16 protein-coding genes and 1 pseudogene are annotated in these 14012 nt (G+C 64.2%); 6 read left to right on the plus strand and 11 right to left on the minus strand.

Annotation, left to right across the window (positions count from 1 at the left end; all coding sequences use genetic code 11):
• Positions 1 to 8 precede the first annotated feature (8 nt).
• Positions 9 to 407 carry a helix-turn-helix domain-containing protein gene (locus tag LB558_RS22705; RefSeq protein WP_224699583.1) on the minus strand — a complete coding sequence of 133 codons (399 nt, stop codon included), beginning with the start codon at positions 405 to 407 and terminating at the stop codon, positions 9 to 11.
• Positions 407 to 703, minus strand: coding sequence for a type II toxin-antitoxin system HigB family toxin (locus LB558_RS22710; protein WP_224699584.1), 297 nt, complete (start codon positions 701 to 703; stop codon positions 407 to 409). Before LB558_RS22710 ends, LB558_RS22705 begins: the two co-directional genes overlap by 1 nt.
• 117 nt (positions 704 to 820) lie before the next feature.
• On the opposite strand from LB558_RS22710, the gene ada reads away from it, so the two are divergent.
• From ada to LB558_RS22730, 4 genes are all read left to right on the plus strand, one after another.
• A complete protein-coding gene (ada, locus tag LB558_RS22715) occupies positions 821 to 1936 on the plus strand; it encodes a bifunctional DNA-binding transcriptional regulator/O6-methylguanine-DNA methyltransferase Ada (protein ID WP_224699716.1) in 1116 nt (371 codons plus the stop codon).
• Positions 1937 to 1954: 18 nt separating this feature from the next.
• Positions 1955 to 2173, plus strand: coding sequence for a hypothetical protein (locus tag LB558_RS22720; protein ID WP_224699585.1), 219 nt, complete (start codon positions 1955 to 1957; stop codon positions 2171 to 2173).
• A gap of 131 nt (positions 2174 to 2304) precedes the next feature.
• Positions 2305 to 2859 (plus strand): methylated-DNA--[protein]-cysteine S-methyltransferase, encoded by a 555-nt coding sequence (locus LB558_RS22725; protein ID WP_224699586.1) that lies wholly within the window; start codon positions 2305 to 2307, stop codon positions 2857 to 2859.
• Positions 2856 to 3599 carry a 2OG-Fe(II) oxygenase gene (locus LB558_RS22730; protein WP_224699587.1) on the plus strand — a complete coding sequence of 248 codons (744 nt, stop codon included), beginning with the start codon at positions 2856 to 2858 and terminating at the stop codon, positions 3597 to 3599. Before LB558_RS22725 ends, LB558_RS22730 begins: the two co-directional genes overlap by 4 nt.
• 25 nt (positions 3600 to 3624) lie before the next feature.
• Here the strand turns inward: LB558_RS22730 and LB558_RS22735 are convergent, their stop codons facing one another.
• Complete coding sequence (locus LB558_RS22735; RefSeq protein ID WP_224699588.1) at positions 3625 to 4227, minus strand: dihydrofolate reductase family protein; 603 nt, start codon at positions 4225 to 4227, stop codon at positions 3625 to 3627.
• Positions 4228 to 4329: 102 nt separating this feature from the next.
• On the opposite strand from LB558_RS22735, the gene LB558_RS22740 reads away from it, so the two are divergent.
• Positions 4330 to 4746, plus strand: coding sequence for a winged helix-turn-helix transcriptional regulator (locus LB558_RS22740; RefSeq protein WP_224699589.1), 417 nt, complete (start codon positions 4330 to 4332; stop codon positions 4744 to 4746).
• 116 nt (positions 4747 to 4862) lie between these two features.
• Positions 4863 to 6110, plus strand: a complete 1248-nt coding sequence (gene dinB, locus LB558_RS22745) for a DNA polymerase IV (RefSeq protein ID WP_224699590.1) — start codon at positions 4863 to 4865, stop codon at positions 6108 to 6110.
• Positions 6111 to 6175: 65 nt separating this feature from the next.
• Here dinB and LB558_RS22750 read toward each other — a convergent pair whose 3' ends face one another.
• From LB558_RS22750 to LB558_RS22785, 8 genes and pseudogenes are all read right to left on the minus strand, one after another.
• On the minus strand, positions 6176 to 7777 hold the full coding sequence (locus LB558_RS22750) for an FGGY-family carbohydrate kinase (protein WP_224699591.1): 1602 nt from the start codon (positions 7775 to 7777) through the stop codon (positions 6176 to 6178).
• Positions 7778 to 7870: 93 nt separating this feature from the next.
• The gene (locus tag LB558_RS22755) at positions 7871 to 8599 is read right to left on the minus strand and encodes an SDR family oxidoreductase (RefSeq protein WP_224699592.1); all 729 of its coding nucleotides are present in this window, start codon (positions 8597 to 8599) and stop codon (positions 7871 to 7873) included.
• A 22-nt stretch (positions 8600 to 8621) separates the two neighbouring features.
• Positions 8622 to 9880: pseudogene (locus LB558_RS22760) on the minus strand (sugar ABC transporter permease).
• Complete coding sequence (locus LB558_RS22765) at positions 9877 to 10707, minus strand: ATP-binding cassette domain-containing protein (RefSeq protein ID WP_224699593.1); 831 nt, start codon at positions 10705 to 10707, stop codon at positions 9877 to 9879. The pseudogene LB558_RS22760 and the gene LB558_RS22765 overlap by 4 nt, the downstream one beginning before the upstream one ends.
• 97 nt (positions 10708 to 10804) lie before the next feature.
• Positions 10805 to 11893 carry a sugar ABC transporter substrate-binding protein gene (locus tag LB558_RS22770; protein ID WP_127255649.1) on the minus strand — a complete coding sequence of 363 codons (1089 nt, stop codon included), beginning with the start codon at positions 11891 to 11893 and terminating at the stop codon, positions 10805 to 10807.
• A gap of 245 nt (positions 11894 to 12138) precedes the next feature.
• Positions 12139 to 13023 carry an AraC family transcriptional regulator gene (locus LB558_RS22775; RefSeq protein ID WP_224699594.1) on the minus strand — a complete coding sequence of 295 codons (885 nt, stop codon included), beginning with the start codon at positions 13021 to 13023 and terminating at the stop codon, positions 12139 to 12141.
• 334 nt (positions 13024 to 13357) lie between these two features.
• Positions 13358 to 13651, minus strand: coding sequence for a DUF982 domain-containing protein (locus tag LB558_RS22780; RefSeq protein ID WP_224699595.1), 294 nt, complete (start codon positions 13649 to 13651; stop codon positions 13358 to 13360).
• A gap of 93 nt (positions 13652 to 13744) precedes the next feature.
• On the minus strand, positions 13745 to 13972 hold the full coding sequence (locus tag LB558_RS22785) for a hypothetical protein (RefSeq protein WP_013530720.1): 228 nt from the start codon (positions 13970 to 13972) through the stop codon (positions 13745 to 13747).
• Positions 13973 to 14012: the final 40 nt, after the last annotated feature.

The following is a 14012-nucleotide window of genomic DNA, read 5'->3' on the forward strand; positions in this document are numbered from 1 at the left end:
ACCGGAGCTTAGGCGCGCTTGCGTTCCCTGTGATGTGCAAGGTGATAGGGTTGCACGAGGACTTCGGCGGGAATGTTCCATTCCTTGTTCAGTTTGAAGACCATATCCAGGGTGAGCGCGCGCTTTCTGTTCAGCACCTCGGTCGCCCGAGGCGATGATCCGATTACCTCGGCCAGAGCCTTTCGCGACAGGTTGAACAGCGCCATGTGCGAACGAATAGCTTCAACGGGATCGGGTGCTTCGATCGGATAATGCTCATCCTCATAAGCCTCGATCAGAGTTGCGAGAACATCGAAGCGGTCACCATCGGGGGTGCCGACTTCCGGCTCGCTCTCGAAATACCTGGTAATTTCGGCGATCGCCCAGTCGTAATCGGCTTCGGTCTTAATGGGTCGAATGTTTTCCATCACACCTTCTCCGGATCAATCTGGTCATACCCTTTGTGCGTCCCGACGAATTTGATCAGAACGCGGTGAAACTTGTAGGTGACGTGGGCAATCAAGCGGTACTTGTTGCCGCCAATGTCGAAAATGACGCGATTGTCGCCCACGAAATCAACCGTCGCTCCAAATGCATTCTTGATGTCAGCCGGGGTCTTCCAATCGGCATTGCCCACCGCCACATACCAAGCCGTCAAAGGAGCTTCGGCCTGATTGTGTTTGGCCCAAAAATCCTTCAGCGCTTTCTTGGCGATTATCTGCATGGCCAGATATAGCAAGTTCCCAGATTGGGAACAAGAGGATTCCCAGATTGGGAAGACCTCCTGACACTTGGCAGGAAACGGGTGGCGGGGCCGGCTTTTGGCGGCTTCAATGCGGCCATGTTCATCACCCTGGCCAAGAACCTGAAATCCACGCCGCTGCCGGTTGCCGACGATCCGCGCTGGGCGCGCATTGTTGCGCGCGACAAGTCTGCCGACGGGCAATTCTGGTATTCGGTCGTGACGACCGGCGTCTATTGCCGGCCTTCCTGCCCGTCGCGGAGCGCCAACCCGAAAAATGTGCAGTTGCACGGCACGCTGGATCAGGCCAAGGCGACCGGTTTTCGCCCGTGCCGGCGCTGTAATCCCGATGGCCCATCGCTCGAAGCTGGCAACGCCGCGATGGTCGCCGACGCCTGCCGCAGGATCGAGCAGAGCGAGGAAGAACCATCGCTGGCTGATCTGGCGGACGCGGCCGGCCGCAGCGCCGGTTATTTTCACCGCATCTTCAAGGCCGTCACCGGGCTGACGCCGAAGGATTATGCCGCCGCGCACCGCGCCGCCCGGGTCCGCCAGGGCCTGGAAGACGGCGCCACCGTGACGACGGCGATCTACGATGCCGGCTTCAATTCGAGCGGGCGTTTCTACGAGAAATCGACCGGCATGCTCGGCATGACGCCGACGCGCTATCGCGCCGGCGGTGCGCATGAGGAGATCCGCTTCGCCGTCGGCGAGACCTCGCTCGGCGCCATCCTGGTCGCGTCCAGCCAAAAGGGCGTCGCCTCGATCCTGCTCGGCGACGATCCAGACGCACTGGTGCGCGACCTGCAAGACCGTTTCCCCAGGGCACGGCTGATCGGCGGCGACCGCGACTACGAGGCGCTGGTCGCCCGCGTCGTCGGCTTCGTTGAGGCTCCGGCGCTCGGTCTCGATTTGCCGCTCGACGTGCGCGGCACGGCGTTCCAGCAACGCGTCTGGCAGGCCTTGCGCGACATCCCCGCCGGCCGCACGGTTTCCTATGCCGAGATCGCGCAGCGCATCGGCACACCGAAGGCGACCCGTGCCATCGCCGCCGCCTGCGCCGCCAACAATCTTGCGATCGCCATTCCCTGCCACCGCGTGATCCGCAGGGATGGCGCCCTGTCCGGCTACGCCTGGGGCGCTGAGCGCAAACGCGCGCTGCTGGAGCGTGAGGCCGGCGAATCCGACAGCGCTTACCGATCCGCGCGGAGATGACGGCCAAGCATGCGCGCGATGGCAAGATCTCATGACAGCGTCACCGAGGGGACAGCCCGCAACGCCGTCAGCAAACGCGCCCTAGAGGCGAAGTCCCAGGTCATGGCCGCCATCGGCGAGCTTGTCGATGACGGTAAGGCTGAGTGGAACCACACCGCAACCGGCGACATCGAGCTGCGCCTGCTGAGCGGTGAGGTGTTCGTGCTTGGCGAGGTGTCGGTCACGCGTGTGGCATGAGCATGCTTGGCTGAAGTGCGAATGATCAAAATCAGCGCTCTACAAGCAGATTCGAATTTGAAAGCAAGCATCGGAGTGAGCACCGAACGGCGCGCAGCTAGGGTTCAGGTACAGACAAAGGAGTAAACGCAATGAACCTCATGCAAACCCAAATGGCGCCACCGGCGAGCGTCCACAACGCCCTCGACACCATCGCCTACGCCATCGGCGAATCTGCCATCGGCGACATCCTGGCGGCGCGCAGCGATATCGGCGTCTGTGCCATCCTGATCGGCTCGGATGCCGACACACTGAAGCAAGATCTCGCCAACCGCTTCCCGGGCAAGGTACTGGTCGAAGACGAGTCTACCTTGCGCGACGATCTCGCGGCAATCGCGCGCTTCATCGAAACGCCGGCCGCCGGCCTCGACCTGTCGCTCGACATGCGCCACGGCACGCCATTCCAGCAACAGGTTTGGGAGATGCTGCGCACCATCCCCTGCGGCGCCACCATCACCTACACCACACTGGCTCGGCGGTTCGGCCAGCCGAACGGCGCCCGCGCCGTGGCGACCGCCTGTGCCGCCAATGCGATTGCGCTGGGCATTCCCTGCCACCGTGTTGTCCACGCCGACGGCACGCTGTCGGGCTACCGCTGGGGCGTCGAGCGCAAGCGCGCTCTGATCGACAAGGAGGCTACGATATGAATGCCCATGCCAAGGTTGCCGCATCGGCGGTTGAAGCTGCTCGGACGCGTGTTGCCGATTACGACTGGCCCGCCCTTGCCGCCGAACTCGACGGCTTCGGATGCGCGGTGATCGAGAAATTGCTCTCGCCCGAAGAATGCCGGCAGATCGCCGGCCTCTATCCCAGGGAAGAGCATTTCCGCAGCCACATCCATATGGCCAGGCATGGCTTCGGCAAGGGCGAGTACCGCTATTTCCGCTATCCCTTGCCCGACCTGCTCGGCGGCCTGCGCAGCGCGCTCTATCCCAGGCTGGCCGAGGTCGCCAATCGGTGGAACGAGCGCATGGGGCAGGCCATGCGCTACCCCGCGACGCATGCCGCGTTTCTCGATCAGTGTCATGCCGCCGGCCAGACGCGGCCGACGCCGCTGCTGCTGCAATATGTGCCTGGCGACTTCAACTGCCTGCACCAGGATCTCTATGGCGACCTCGCCTTTCCGCTGCAGGTGGCGATCCTGCTCTCCGAACCGGGCCAGGATTTCAGCGGCGGTGAGTTCGCGCTGACCGAGCAGCGCCCACGCATGCAGAGCCGGGTCGAAGTGGTGTCGCTGCGCCAGGGCGACGCCGTTGTCTTCGCCGTTCACAACCGGCCGGTGCAGGGCACCAAAGGCAATTACCGCGTCAATCTGCGCCACGGCGTCAGCCGGTTGCGCTCAGGCATGCGCCACACGGTCGGCATCATTTTTCACGATGCGAAGTGAGCAGGGAGAAGATGGAGGTGCCCCCTCACCCCGCCGGCGCATAGCGGCTGACCACCATGCCGCAGGCATAGGCCTTCGAGCCGAGCAGCCGCAGGTTCCTGAAACCACCCTGATCGAAAATCCGGCGGCCCGCACCCAGCACCGCCGGATTGATGAAAAGCTGGAACTCGTCGACCAGCCCGGCCGCGATCAGCGCCGACGCGAAACCGGCGCCGCCGAACACGGCCATGTCGCCGCCGCCCTCGCCCGCTTTCAGCGCATTGACTTCGCGCGGCAGGTCACCACTGGCCACACTGGTGCGCTCCCAAGCCGGCTCCGAGGGCGATTGCTTGAGCTTGTTGCTGAGCACCACCTTGCGGGCGTCGACGATGCGCTGTGCAAAGGCGTAGAACGGATCGCGCGGAAACTTCCTCGCCGCATTGCCCCAATGGGTGAGATAGCCCTCCTGCGCCATCTTGCGGCTGAGCAGGATGGTATCGACGCCTGCGAAGACAGCGTTGAAGTCCTGCTTCAGCGCATCGTCCCAGGCGCTGTCGTCACCCCACTCCCAGAGTTGCCAGGGATGGTCCTCGGTGGCGCCGACAAAGCCGTCGATCGACATCTGCATCTGAAGGACCAGCTTTTTCACCGTCATTCTCCTCACGGTCATCGCAAACAGTTTACATTTGGAACCGTTGACGCAAGGCCAAAACGATGTCAATAGTAAAGTGATTTAAAAATGGAACCATAGATGTCGACGCGCGAAAAGTCCGGCTGCCCGATCAACCTGTCGCTTGAACTCATCGGCGACCGCTGGACGCTGCTCATCATCCGCGACATGGTCTTCGCCGGGAAAAAGCACTTTCGCGAGTTCCTGCAATCCGACGAAGGCGTCTCCTCGCGCACGTTGGCCGAGCGACTGCAAACGCTTCAGGAGGAAGGCATCCTCACCAGAAGCGACGACCCGACGCATGGCCTGAGAACGGTCTACCGGCTGACCGAAGCAGGCATCGACCTCTTGCCGGTGCTGGCGACGCTCGGCGCCTGGGGCAGCAAGCACCGCAAGGCCGACGACAAGCTGGCCAGGATTGCCGACGAGTTGGCTGCAGGCGGCGAAGCGGCGCTGGAAAAGATGAAAGCGGCGCTGCGAGCGGAGCATATTGTCTAGGCGGTTGCGTTCAGGCCGAACCGGCATGGCTGCCGCACAAATCGCCCTTCGCTTGACAACGATCCGTCTTTGTTCTTTATTTGTTCCATCTATCAGCAACTGCGGATGTGCGGTCGATGGAAACGACAGCCACCATCCTGCATGCCGATCTCGACGCTTTCTACGCCTCGGTCGAGCAGTTGCTCGATCCGTCGCTGCGCGGCAAGCCGATCGCGGTGGGCGGCGGCGTCGTGCTCGCCGCTTCCTATGAGGCGCGCGCCTTCGGCGTGCGCGGCGGCATGCCAGGGCGCACGGCGCGCGAACTCTGCCCGCATTTGATCTTCGTCGGCGGCAATTTCAGCCATTACCAGCGGCTGGGCGATGCGGCGATCAAGGTGCTCGACGATTTTACGCCTGTGGTCGAGCGCATTTCCATCGACGAGGCGTTTGCCGACGTCGCCGGCTGCACGCATCTGTTCGGCTCCCCACAAGAGATCGCAACAACCATCCGCCGCCGCGTGCGGGGCGAACTCGGCCTGCCGATCTCGATCGGCGTGGCGCGCACCAAGCACCTGGCCAAGATCGCCTCGCAGGTCGCCAAGCCCGACGGGCTGGTGGTCGTCGAACCCGGCACCGAGCTCGCCTTCCTGCATGATCTGCCGGTCGGACTGATGTGGGGCGTTGAACCGGCCACCAGGGCGCGGCTGGCCGAGATCGGCGTCGAGACCATCGGTCAGCTTGCCAGGACGCATAGCGGCGCGCTGACGCGGCTGCTCGGTCCCGCCGCAGGCGAAAAGCTCGCCGCGCTGTCATGGAACCGCGACCCGCGCAAACTGGAGACCAAGCGCCGCGCGCATTCGGCCGGCGCCCAATCGGCGCTTGGCCAAAAACCCGCCGTGGCACGGGTTATCGTACCCACTCTGCTGCATCTGGCCGACCGCGTCGCCAGCCGGCTGCGCGCCAAGGCAAAGCCCGGCCGCACGGTGACGATACGCGTGCGCTTTGCCGATCTCCGCGCCGTCACCCGTTCGATCACGCTTGACCAGCCGATCTCGGCGACAACGATGCTGGCCGAGATCGCCGGCGATCTGGTGCGCGGCGTGCTCGCCGACAATCCACAGGAGAGAACGATCTCGCTGCTGGCGATCTCGGTGTCGCATCTCGAGGAAAGCTTCGAGCTGCAGCTCGACCTGCCGCTCGGCCTCGCCGACGAGAAGCGCCGCCCCGGCACCAGGAAAGGCCTGGCACGCTTCGACGCCGACCGCGCCATCGACAAGATCCGCGAGCGCTTCGGCAAACAGGCCGTCGGCTACGGCACGGTGGCGCTGGAGGCGGCGCGCTCGGTTCCCGACGAATTCAGGGAGTTGGCGCAGAAGGAGCTGTGAGCGTACGCGGCAATGATTCAGTTTGGCCGCAGAACGCTGAATCCATTTGATCCGACTGGAAAAACTCACTCCCTGATCGCCTTGCCCGCCTGCTGCAGCAACTCGAACGCGGAGAAGCGCTTGGCGTGCCAGTCGGCCAGCGCGTCATTGGGGTGATAGACCTCGCCGAGTTCCGACATGCCAGCCATCGCCGTGACCAAGTCCTTGTAGGTTCCGGCGGCGACCGCGCCCAGCATAGCCGAGCCGAGCAGCACCGGCTCGGGCGAGGTCGAGGCCACCACCACCATGCCGGTCGTGTCCGCAAGCAACTGGCGCACCAGCGGGCTTTGCCCGGCGCCGCCGCTGACCACGATGGTGTCGACGGGAATGCCCTTGTCGTGCTCGGCCCGCACGATCTGGCGCGCGCCATAGCCCAGCCCGCAAACCCCGGCGACATAGAGCCCGACCAGGCTGTCGAGGCCGGTGTCGAGATCAAGCCCGGCAATCAGCGCGCGTGCATCCGGATCGGCGAAAGGCGCACGGTTGCCGAGAAATTCGGGCACGACATGGATGCCGCCGACCAGCGCCGGCGTCGCTGCGGCCCCATTTCGGCTTTGCGCCTGCAACGAGAGCCAGGCGCTGAGGCTGAGCCCCTCGGCTTGCGCCTTGGCGGTCGCTTCGCCAGCCGCGGGGTGCATGCGCACCAGATGGTCGATGGCCGCTCCAGCCGCCGATTGGCCGCCCTCGTTCAGCCACAGGCCCGGCACCATGGCCGAGAAATACGGACCCCAGACGCCGTCAACGAAGGCCGGCGCCGCGGTCGACGACATGGTGCAGGCCGAGGTGCCAAAAACATAGGCCATGCGCGACAGCACGCTGCCGAACTCGCCGCGCGCGCCGACCGTGCCGACGCCACCGGCATGCGCGTCGATCAGCCCGGCCGCCACCGCTGTACCGGGTCTGAGACCAAGATCCATTGCTGCCTGTGCGGTCAGTCCGCCGCCGAGTGCGGCACCGGCCGGCACGATCTCGGTGCCGATGCGCGCGAATGCCTCATCGGCCAGCGCGCCGAGCCCGATCGTGCGGAAATAGGCTTCATCCCAGCGACTTTCATGCGCCAGATAGGTCCATTTGCAGGTCACCGTGCAGACCGAGCGGGCAAGGCTGCCGGTCGCCCGCCAGGTGAGGAAATCGGCGAGGTCCATGAATTGCCAGGCGGCATCGAAAGTGGCGGGCAGGTTTTCCGCCAGCCACAGGAGTTTCGGTGTTTCCATCTCCGGCGAGATAACGCCGCCGACATAGTTCAGCACCGCCTCGCCGCTGCGGTTGATGCGGCGCGTCTGCTCGACCGCGCGATGATCCATCCAGACGATGATGTTGCGTTCGGGATTTCCGGACGGACCAACGGCCAAGGGCACACCGCCCTCGCCCAGCACCACCAGCGAACAGGTGGCGTCGAAACCGATGCCGGCGATCGCCTCGGGCGTAACACCCGATTGGGCGACCGCTTCGCGTGTGGCCGCGCAAACCGCCCGCCAGATGTCATTGCTCGACTGCTCGACAATGTCGCCGGCCTCGCGCCAGACCTCGATGTCCCGCTTGGCCGAGGCGAGCAGGTTTCCAGTGTGGTCGAACACCCCGGCCCGCGCGCTGCCGGTGCCGACGTCGATGCCGAGAGTGTGGGGCATGGGGAAACCTTCGGTTTAGCGAATAGCGAATAGCGAGCGAATAGGTAAATCGTTGGATTCTTCCCTATTCGCTACTCCCTATTTCCTATTCGCTTAGAGATCATTGCTCTGCGGCAAAATCACCAGATCGCGGATCGTCACGTTGCGCGGGCGGGTCAGCATGAACATCACCGCTTCGGCTACTTCGCGCGGCTGCATCAGGCCGCCGGCGGCGAGTTCTTCCTCGAGCTTGGCCTTCGGCCAGTCGTCGACCAGTGCCGTCACCACCGGGCCGGGCGCCACGGCACCGACGCGCAGGCCGTGCTTGGCGACCTGCCGGCGCACCGTGTGGACGAAGGCCTGCACGGCGTGCTTGGAGGCCGTGTAGATCGGCTCCCACACCACCGGAACCAGTCCGGCGATCGAACTGGTGACGATGATATCGCCCGTCTTGCGCTCGATCATGTGCGGCAGCACCGCCTGGATCGAGCGGAAGCAGGCGTTGATATTGAGGTTGAGCATTCGGTCCCAGACGTCGGGATCGCCGTCCGCCACCACGCCGCCGACATAGGCGCCGGCATTGGCATGGAAGATGTCGAGCTGGCTGGCCTTCTCCAGAATCTGCGGCATCATGGTGGCGACGCTGGCCGGCTGCATCAGGTCGATGACCAGCGGGATCGCCTTCGAACCGAGCTCGGCGCACAGTTTGTTCAGCGTCGCCTCGGCGCGGTCGACCAGCACCACAGTGGCGCCGGCCGCCAGCATATGCCTGGCGCATTCGAGGCCGATGCCTGATGCCGCGCCGGTGACGGCGGCAACTTTTCCGGACAGTTCTTGGCTCATGTCTTGCTTCCTGTTGATGGGTTCAAGCCCGGCCATGCGAGACACGCGAGCGGCGTGCCAGCGAGTCGACGATGACCGCGATGGCAAGCACGGCGCCGGTGATCATGTACCGAAGCGACGAGGACAGATCGAGCAGCGTCAAGCCGCTGGCGATCGACTGGATGACGATGATGCCGAGCAGTGCCGAATACGCGCTGCCGCGGCCGCCGAACAGGCTGGTGCCGCCGATGACCGCCGCCGCGATGGCATTGAGGTTGACGTCCCCGGTGCCGGCCTGCTGGCTGGCCGAGGCAAGGCGGGCCGCCGACAGCACGCCGCCGAAGGCGGCCAGCATCGAACACAGCACGAAGGCGCTGGAATAGATCAGCCGCACATTGATGCCGGCGCGCCGCGCCGCCTCACGGTTGCCGCCGACCGCCGACATCGAGCGGCCCCATTTGGTCCGCGTCAGCGCGTAATGCATTGATATGACCAGGCCGACGAACAGGCCGAACATCCACGGAATGCCGCGCGCCTGATTGAGATAGAAGACGATGAGTTCGAGGATGACCGTGATGACGATCGCCCGCGTGATGAGCCCGCCGGTCGACGGCGCCGACAGATTGGCGGCGCGGCGTCGCGCAACGGTGCGCAGGCCGGTGACAGCATGACAATGCCGGGCACGGCCGCCAGAGCGAACGAGACGATTTTCGGCATCATCAGCAACTGGCCGAAATTCACCAGGTTCGAGCCATAGGGCAGATTGATCGAGCCGGTCGAGCCGAGGATGTAGAGCTGCAGGCCGAGCACCGCCAGCAGGCCGGCCAGCGTCGAGACGAAGCTCGGCATGCCGAGCCGGTTGAACAGCAGCGCGTAGAGCGCGCCGATGAAGCCGCCGACGGCGACAGCGGCCAGAATGGCGAGCGCCACCGGCCAGCCCTGGTTGACCCACAATGTGCCGACCATCGCCGAGGCAAAGCCGCTGATCGAACCGACCGACAGGTCGATTTCGCCGACCATCAAAACGCAGACGATGCCGAGCGCAATGACGCCGACGGTGGAGCAATCGAACAGCAGATTGACCAGATTGCTGCTCGACAGGAAGATCGGGTTGATGCTGGCAAACACCGTCCAGATAATGACCAGCCCGACGATGACCGGCAGCGAGCCGAGATCGCCGGAGCGGACCCGGTCGAAGAACCTGCGGATGGCGCCGCCGATCCCGGCCTCATGCTTGACGCGCACATCGGCGCGGTCGAGCTGCGGCGGCACGGAGGCGGCCTGTTCGGCTTCGCGGCTCATGGGCGTGGCTCCTGGGGTTGATCTTGCCGGGCAGTTTGAGCCTGCCTGCGCTCTGCGCGCCGCGACACCGAATTGTTCGATGCGCCGGTGATGGCGCTGACCAGTTCCTGGTTCGAGGCATCGGGGGTGAAGATGCCGTTGTTGCGGCCAAGCCGCAGCACGACGATGCGGTCGGCGACGGCGCGCACGTCTTCCATGTTGTGGCTGATGATGACGACGCCGAGGCCGCGGTCGCGCACGCGCTCGATCAAATTGAGGACTTCCGCTGTCTGCGCCACGCCGAGCGCCGCCGTCGGCTCGTCGAGCAGGATCAGCTTGGGTTCGAGCAGCAGCGAACGGGCGATCGCCACCGTCTGGCGCTGGCCGCCCGACAGTGACGCGACCACTTCGCGCACGCTTGGGATGCGCGCCGAAAGCTCGTTGAGCAACGTCCAGGCGCGCACCTCCATCGCCACCTCGTCCAGGCGCAGCGGGCTGAGCTCACGGCCGAGGAAGATGTTGGCGACGATGTCGAGGTTTTCGCACAGCGCCAGATCCTGGAACACGGTGGCGATGCCAAGCGTCAGCGCCGCACTCGGATCGGCAAGCGTCACTTGCTTGCCGCGATAGCTGATGATGCCTGAACTCGGCTGATGCACGCCGGCCAGGATCTTGACCAGCGTCGACTTGCCGGCGCCATTGTCGCCCACCAGCGCCACCACCTCGCCGGCATGGACATCGAGATCGATGTCGGTAAGCGCCGAGACGGCGCCGAAATTTTTGGAAACACCACGCAGGCTGAGCACCAGCTCGCCTGCCGGAACCGGTTCGTCCGGGGTATCGATCATGCCTGGAACACCTTTCAAAAGAACCGGTTCAAGAAATCGGATGAGCGCTGCCAGGCCACCACGGGTGGCCAGGCAGCGGAGCGGGCAAGGGTCGCGGTCAGTTCCCGATGCCCAGCTTCTTGCAGCCTTCCGCGTAACGATCGACACAGAGCTCGGCCGCGGTGTTGATCTTCTTGTCGATGATCTCGGCCTTCAAGTTTTCCTGCGTCACCACGGCTGGCGTGAACAACTGCGAGGGCGTGTCGTACAGCGTCATCTCGGCCTTCGGCGTCTCGCCCGAAAGCAGCTTGATGGCGATGTTGGCGGCGGCCGCCGCCACGATCTCGCTCGGCTTGGAGATGGTGTTGTACTGGTCTCCGGCGATGATCAGCTGAAGCGCCGCGATCGTCGCGTCATTGCCGGTCACCGGCGGCACCGGATCGACGCCAGCCGCCTTGAAGGCCGCGATGGCGCCGCCACCGGTGCCGTCATTGGCGGCGACCACGCCGAGTATCTTCGGTCCGAAGCGGGTGATCTGGCCGCCGGCCCATTGCTGCGCCTTCGGCGGCGCCCATTCCGGCGTGTCGTATTCGGCCAGGATCTGGTAGCCGCTGTTGTCGAGGCCGGCATGGATGCCCTTCTTGATCAGGCCGGCCGCCGCGTCGGTCGGCGAGCCGTTGATCTGCAGCACACCACCGCTGGCCGGATCGACCTTCAGCGCCTTCAAGTGCTCGACCAGCGAGTCGGCGATGGCCTTGCCGATGCCTTCATTGTTGAACGAGACATAGAAGTCGGCAGGCGCGGTCGGGATCGGCCGGTCATAGGCGATGACCTTGATACCCTGGCTCTGCGCCAGCTTGACCAGCGAGGCGGCAGCGGTCGAGTCTACGGGGTCGAGCACGATCGCCTTGGCGCCCTGCGAGATCACCGAGTTGAACTGCTGCTGCTGGCGCGATGCGTCGGCATCGGCGTTCTGGTAGAGCACCTTGCAGCCCGGGCACAGCTTCTTCATCTCGGCGGCGAAGCCGGGATAATCATGCTGTTCGTAGCGGGTTGAGGCCTGGTCGGGCATCAGGAACGCGACGGTGGCGTCGGTGACTTCGGCTGCCCGGGCGATCGCGGCGGTGCCGGCCAGCAGCGACAGCGCAAGCGCTGCCATGCCGGCGGATTTGCCAGCGGACTTCAATGAAATTGAAAGTTTGGTCATTCGGTCTTCTCCGTTTCTGGATATGGTTATAAGAAGGTCGTTGACTGCTTTGGTCTGAAGACACCCGTCCGCGCTCGCCCCAACTGCATTGGAACCGGGACCCGGCGCCGGCCTGTCGAGTCGCACCGACAACCTCCGCCGACGGAGGAATTCGAGACAAGCGTTCTCAATCGCGAACCGCTCGACGCGGTTCACGTCGTCATGCAAAAGAAAAATCCTCCCTTGGTTCCTCCCTGGCTCCTCCGTTAAGCGGCTTTTCCCGCGTTGATGTTGTCGGCCAGCAGGCGCCTGAAACGCGAGGGCGGCATGCCCTTCTCCGCCAGGAACTGCCGGTTGAAATTGGATAGATTGTTGAAGCCGACCTCGTAGCAGATGTCGGTGATCGAGGCCTGCTCGTCGCTCATCAGGATCTGGCAGGCGAGATTGATGCGCAGCCGTTTGACATACTGCACCAGCGACATGCCGGTGTGACGGCGAAACGAGCGCGAGAAGGCGCCGGTCGACTGGCCGGCGATGGCGGCAAGGTCCGCCTCGTCGAACAGCTGTGTCAGGTTCTCCCTGATATAGGCGAGCGCCTTGTTCATGCCGGCGGTCATGTAGCCCGACGGATCGGGCCGATAGCTGGCGCTCGCCAGCAGCTGGAATTCCTGGGCGCGGCTGAGCAGGCCGGCGATCATCATGAACAGCTCGATCCGGCGCACGCCCTGCGCCTGCATCATCTCTTCCATCAGCGGCGCCAGCGCCTTGCTGGTGCGGCTGGAAAACAGCACGCCGCGCCGCGACGCCTCGAGCAGAGACCCAAGCCCCGCCAGCTCCGGCAGCACATGCATGGCGTCGCCAATGAAACTTTCCGAAAACTGGATGATGCGGCCGCGCAGCGGGATCGAGCTGTCCCTCGGGATATCGCTGACCCAATTGTGCGGCAGGTTCGGTCCCGTCAGCACCAGATTGCCCGGCTCGAACTCGCCGATGAAGTCGCCGACGAAATAGCGGCCATTGGTGAAGATCACCTGATGCAATTCATATTCGGGATGGAAGTGCCAGCGCACCGTGTGGAAGGGGTAGCCATGCGACCACGCCTTGAAGGACTCACCGCGTCGTATCTGGACAACTTCCAGGTCCGGTTCCATGTCCGTTTCCTCCCGGGCCGGCACGGATATCTGCCGCGTTCGGCCCAATTCCCTAAACCGGCCGAATTGGTTTCGGCTCTGCATTTCAAGAGCCACGCTATCGGCTCATGACAACAGGCGCCACCACGATTCAAGACAATGGATGATACTTTTTTAACCGGGAGGCGGTGCTCAGAGACGTTATTCGGGCAGAACAGGTCAGTCTTGCTGACGCGTTCGCTCAATTGACCAACGACAATTCCGCCGCCCGGGCAGGATTCCGACGTGTCCGGCGGCGCCGGCCTATCGCAAGAACTGCGTCGCCAGGCGCTGTTGCAGCGCCGCCATCGTCAGTTCAGCTCGTGCGCAGCGCACCACCCGCCACCGTCGCGAGCGGCGAAACCATCTCCGGTACCAGTATGTCGTGGCGGCGCGCGAAGCTGACCAGCGTGGCTCGCACCGTCTCCGGATCGATCTCGCCGACGATGCCTGCCTTGCAAGCGTTGAGTGCGACGGCATGGGCGCCGTTGCGGCCCGCGCTCGGCCAGTCCTGCAGCAGTGCATAAGCTTCCATCACGCTGTCGATCTTCCTCGGAAAACCCATTCCGACCAGAAGGGTGACCGGTTCCTCAAATTGTCCGCGCTTCATGGCTTGTGCCTCCTCTCGATTGTGCCTGTAGCGGGTCGAGCACAGGGGAGCGCGGCCCGCCGCGGATAGATGAATGGACTGGCCGATTTTCGTTCAGCCGCTGCCGGCGGATACCTCGGATGTTGCCGACACTTGCTGCGCGGCGAGGAACATCAGCGCCGACGCGGCGGTTCGCCGGTTCCAGCCGGCGGCTTCAGCCATGTCGAGCAGCCCTGCCAGCAGCGGCTTCAGCACATTCCTGCATTCGGTTTCATAGGCCAGGAATTCCTTCGCTTGGTGCGTAGGAGCCGGTACGGATCCGAGGCCAGCCATTGCGTCCATCTTTACCTCCACTTTCTCTTCGACTGACGCCCGCTCCCCG

It is taken from the genome of Mesorhizobium sp. CO1-1-8, from assembly GCF_020164875.1.
Lineage (GTDB): Bacteria > Pseudomonadota > Alphaproteobacteria > Rhizobiales > Rhizobiaceae > Mesorhizobium.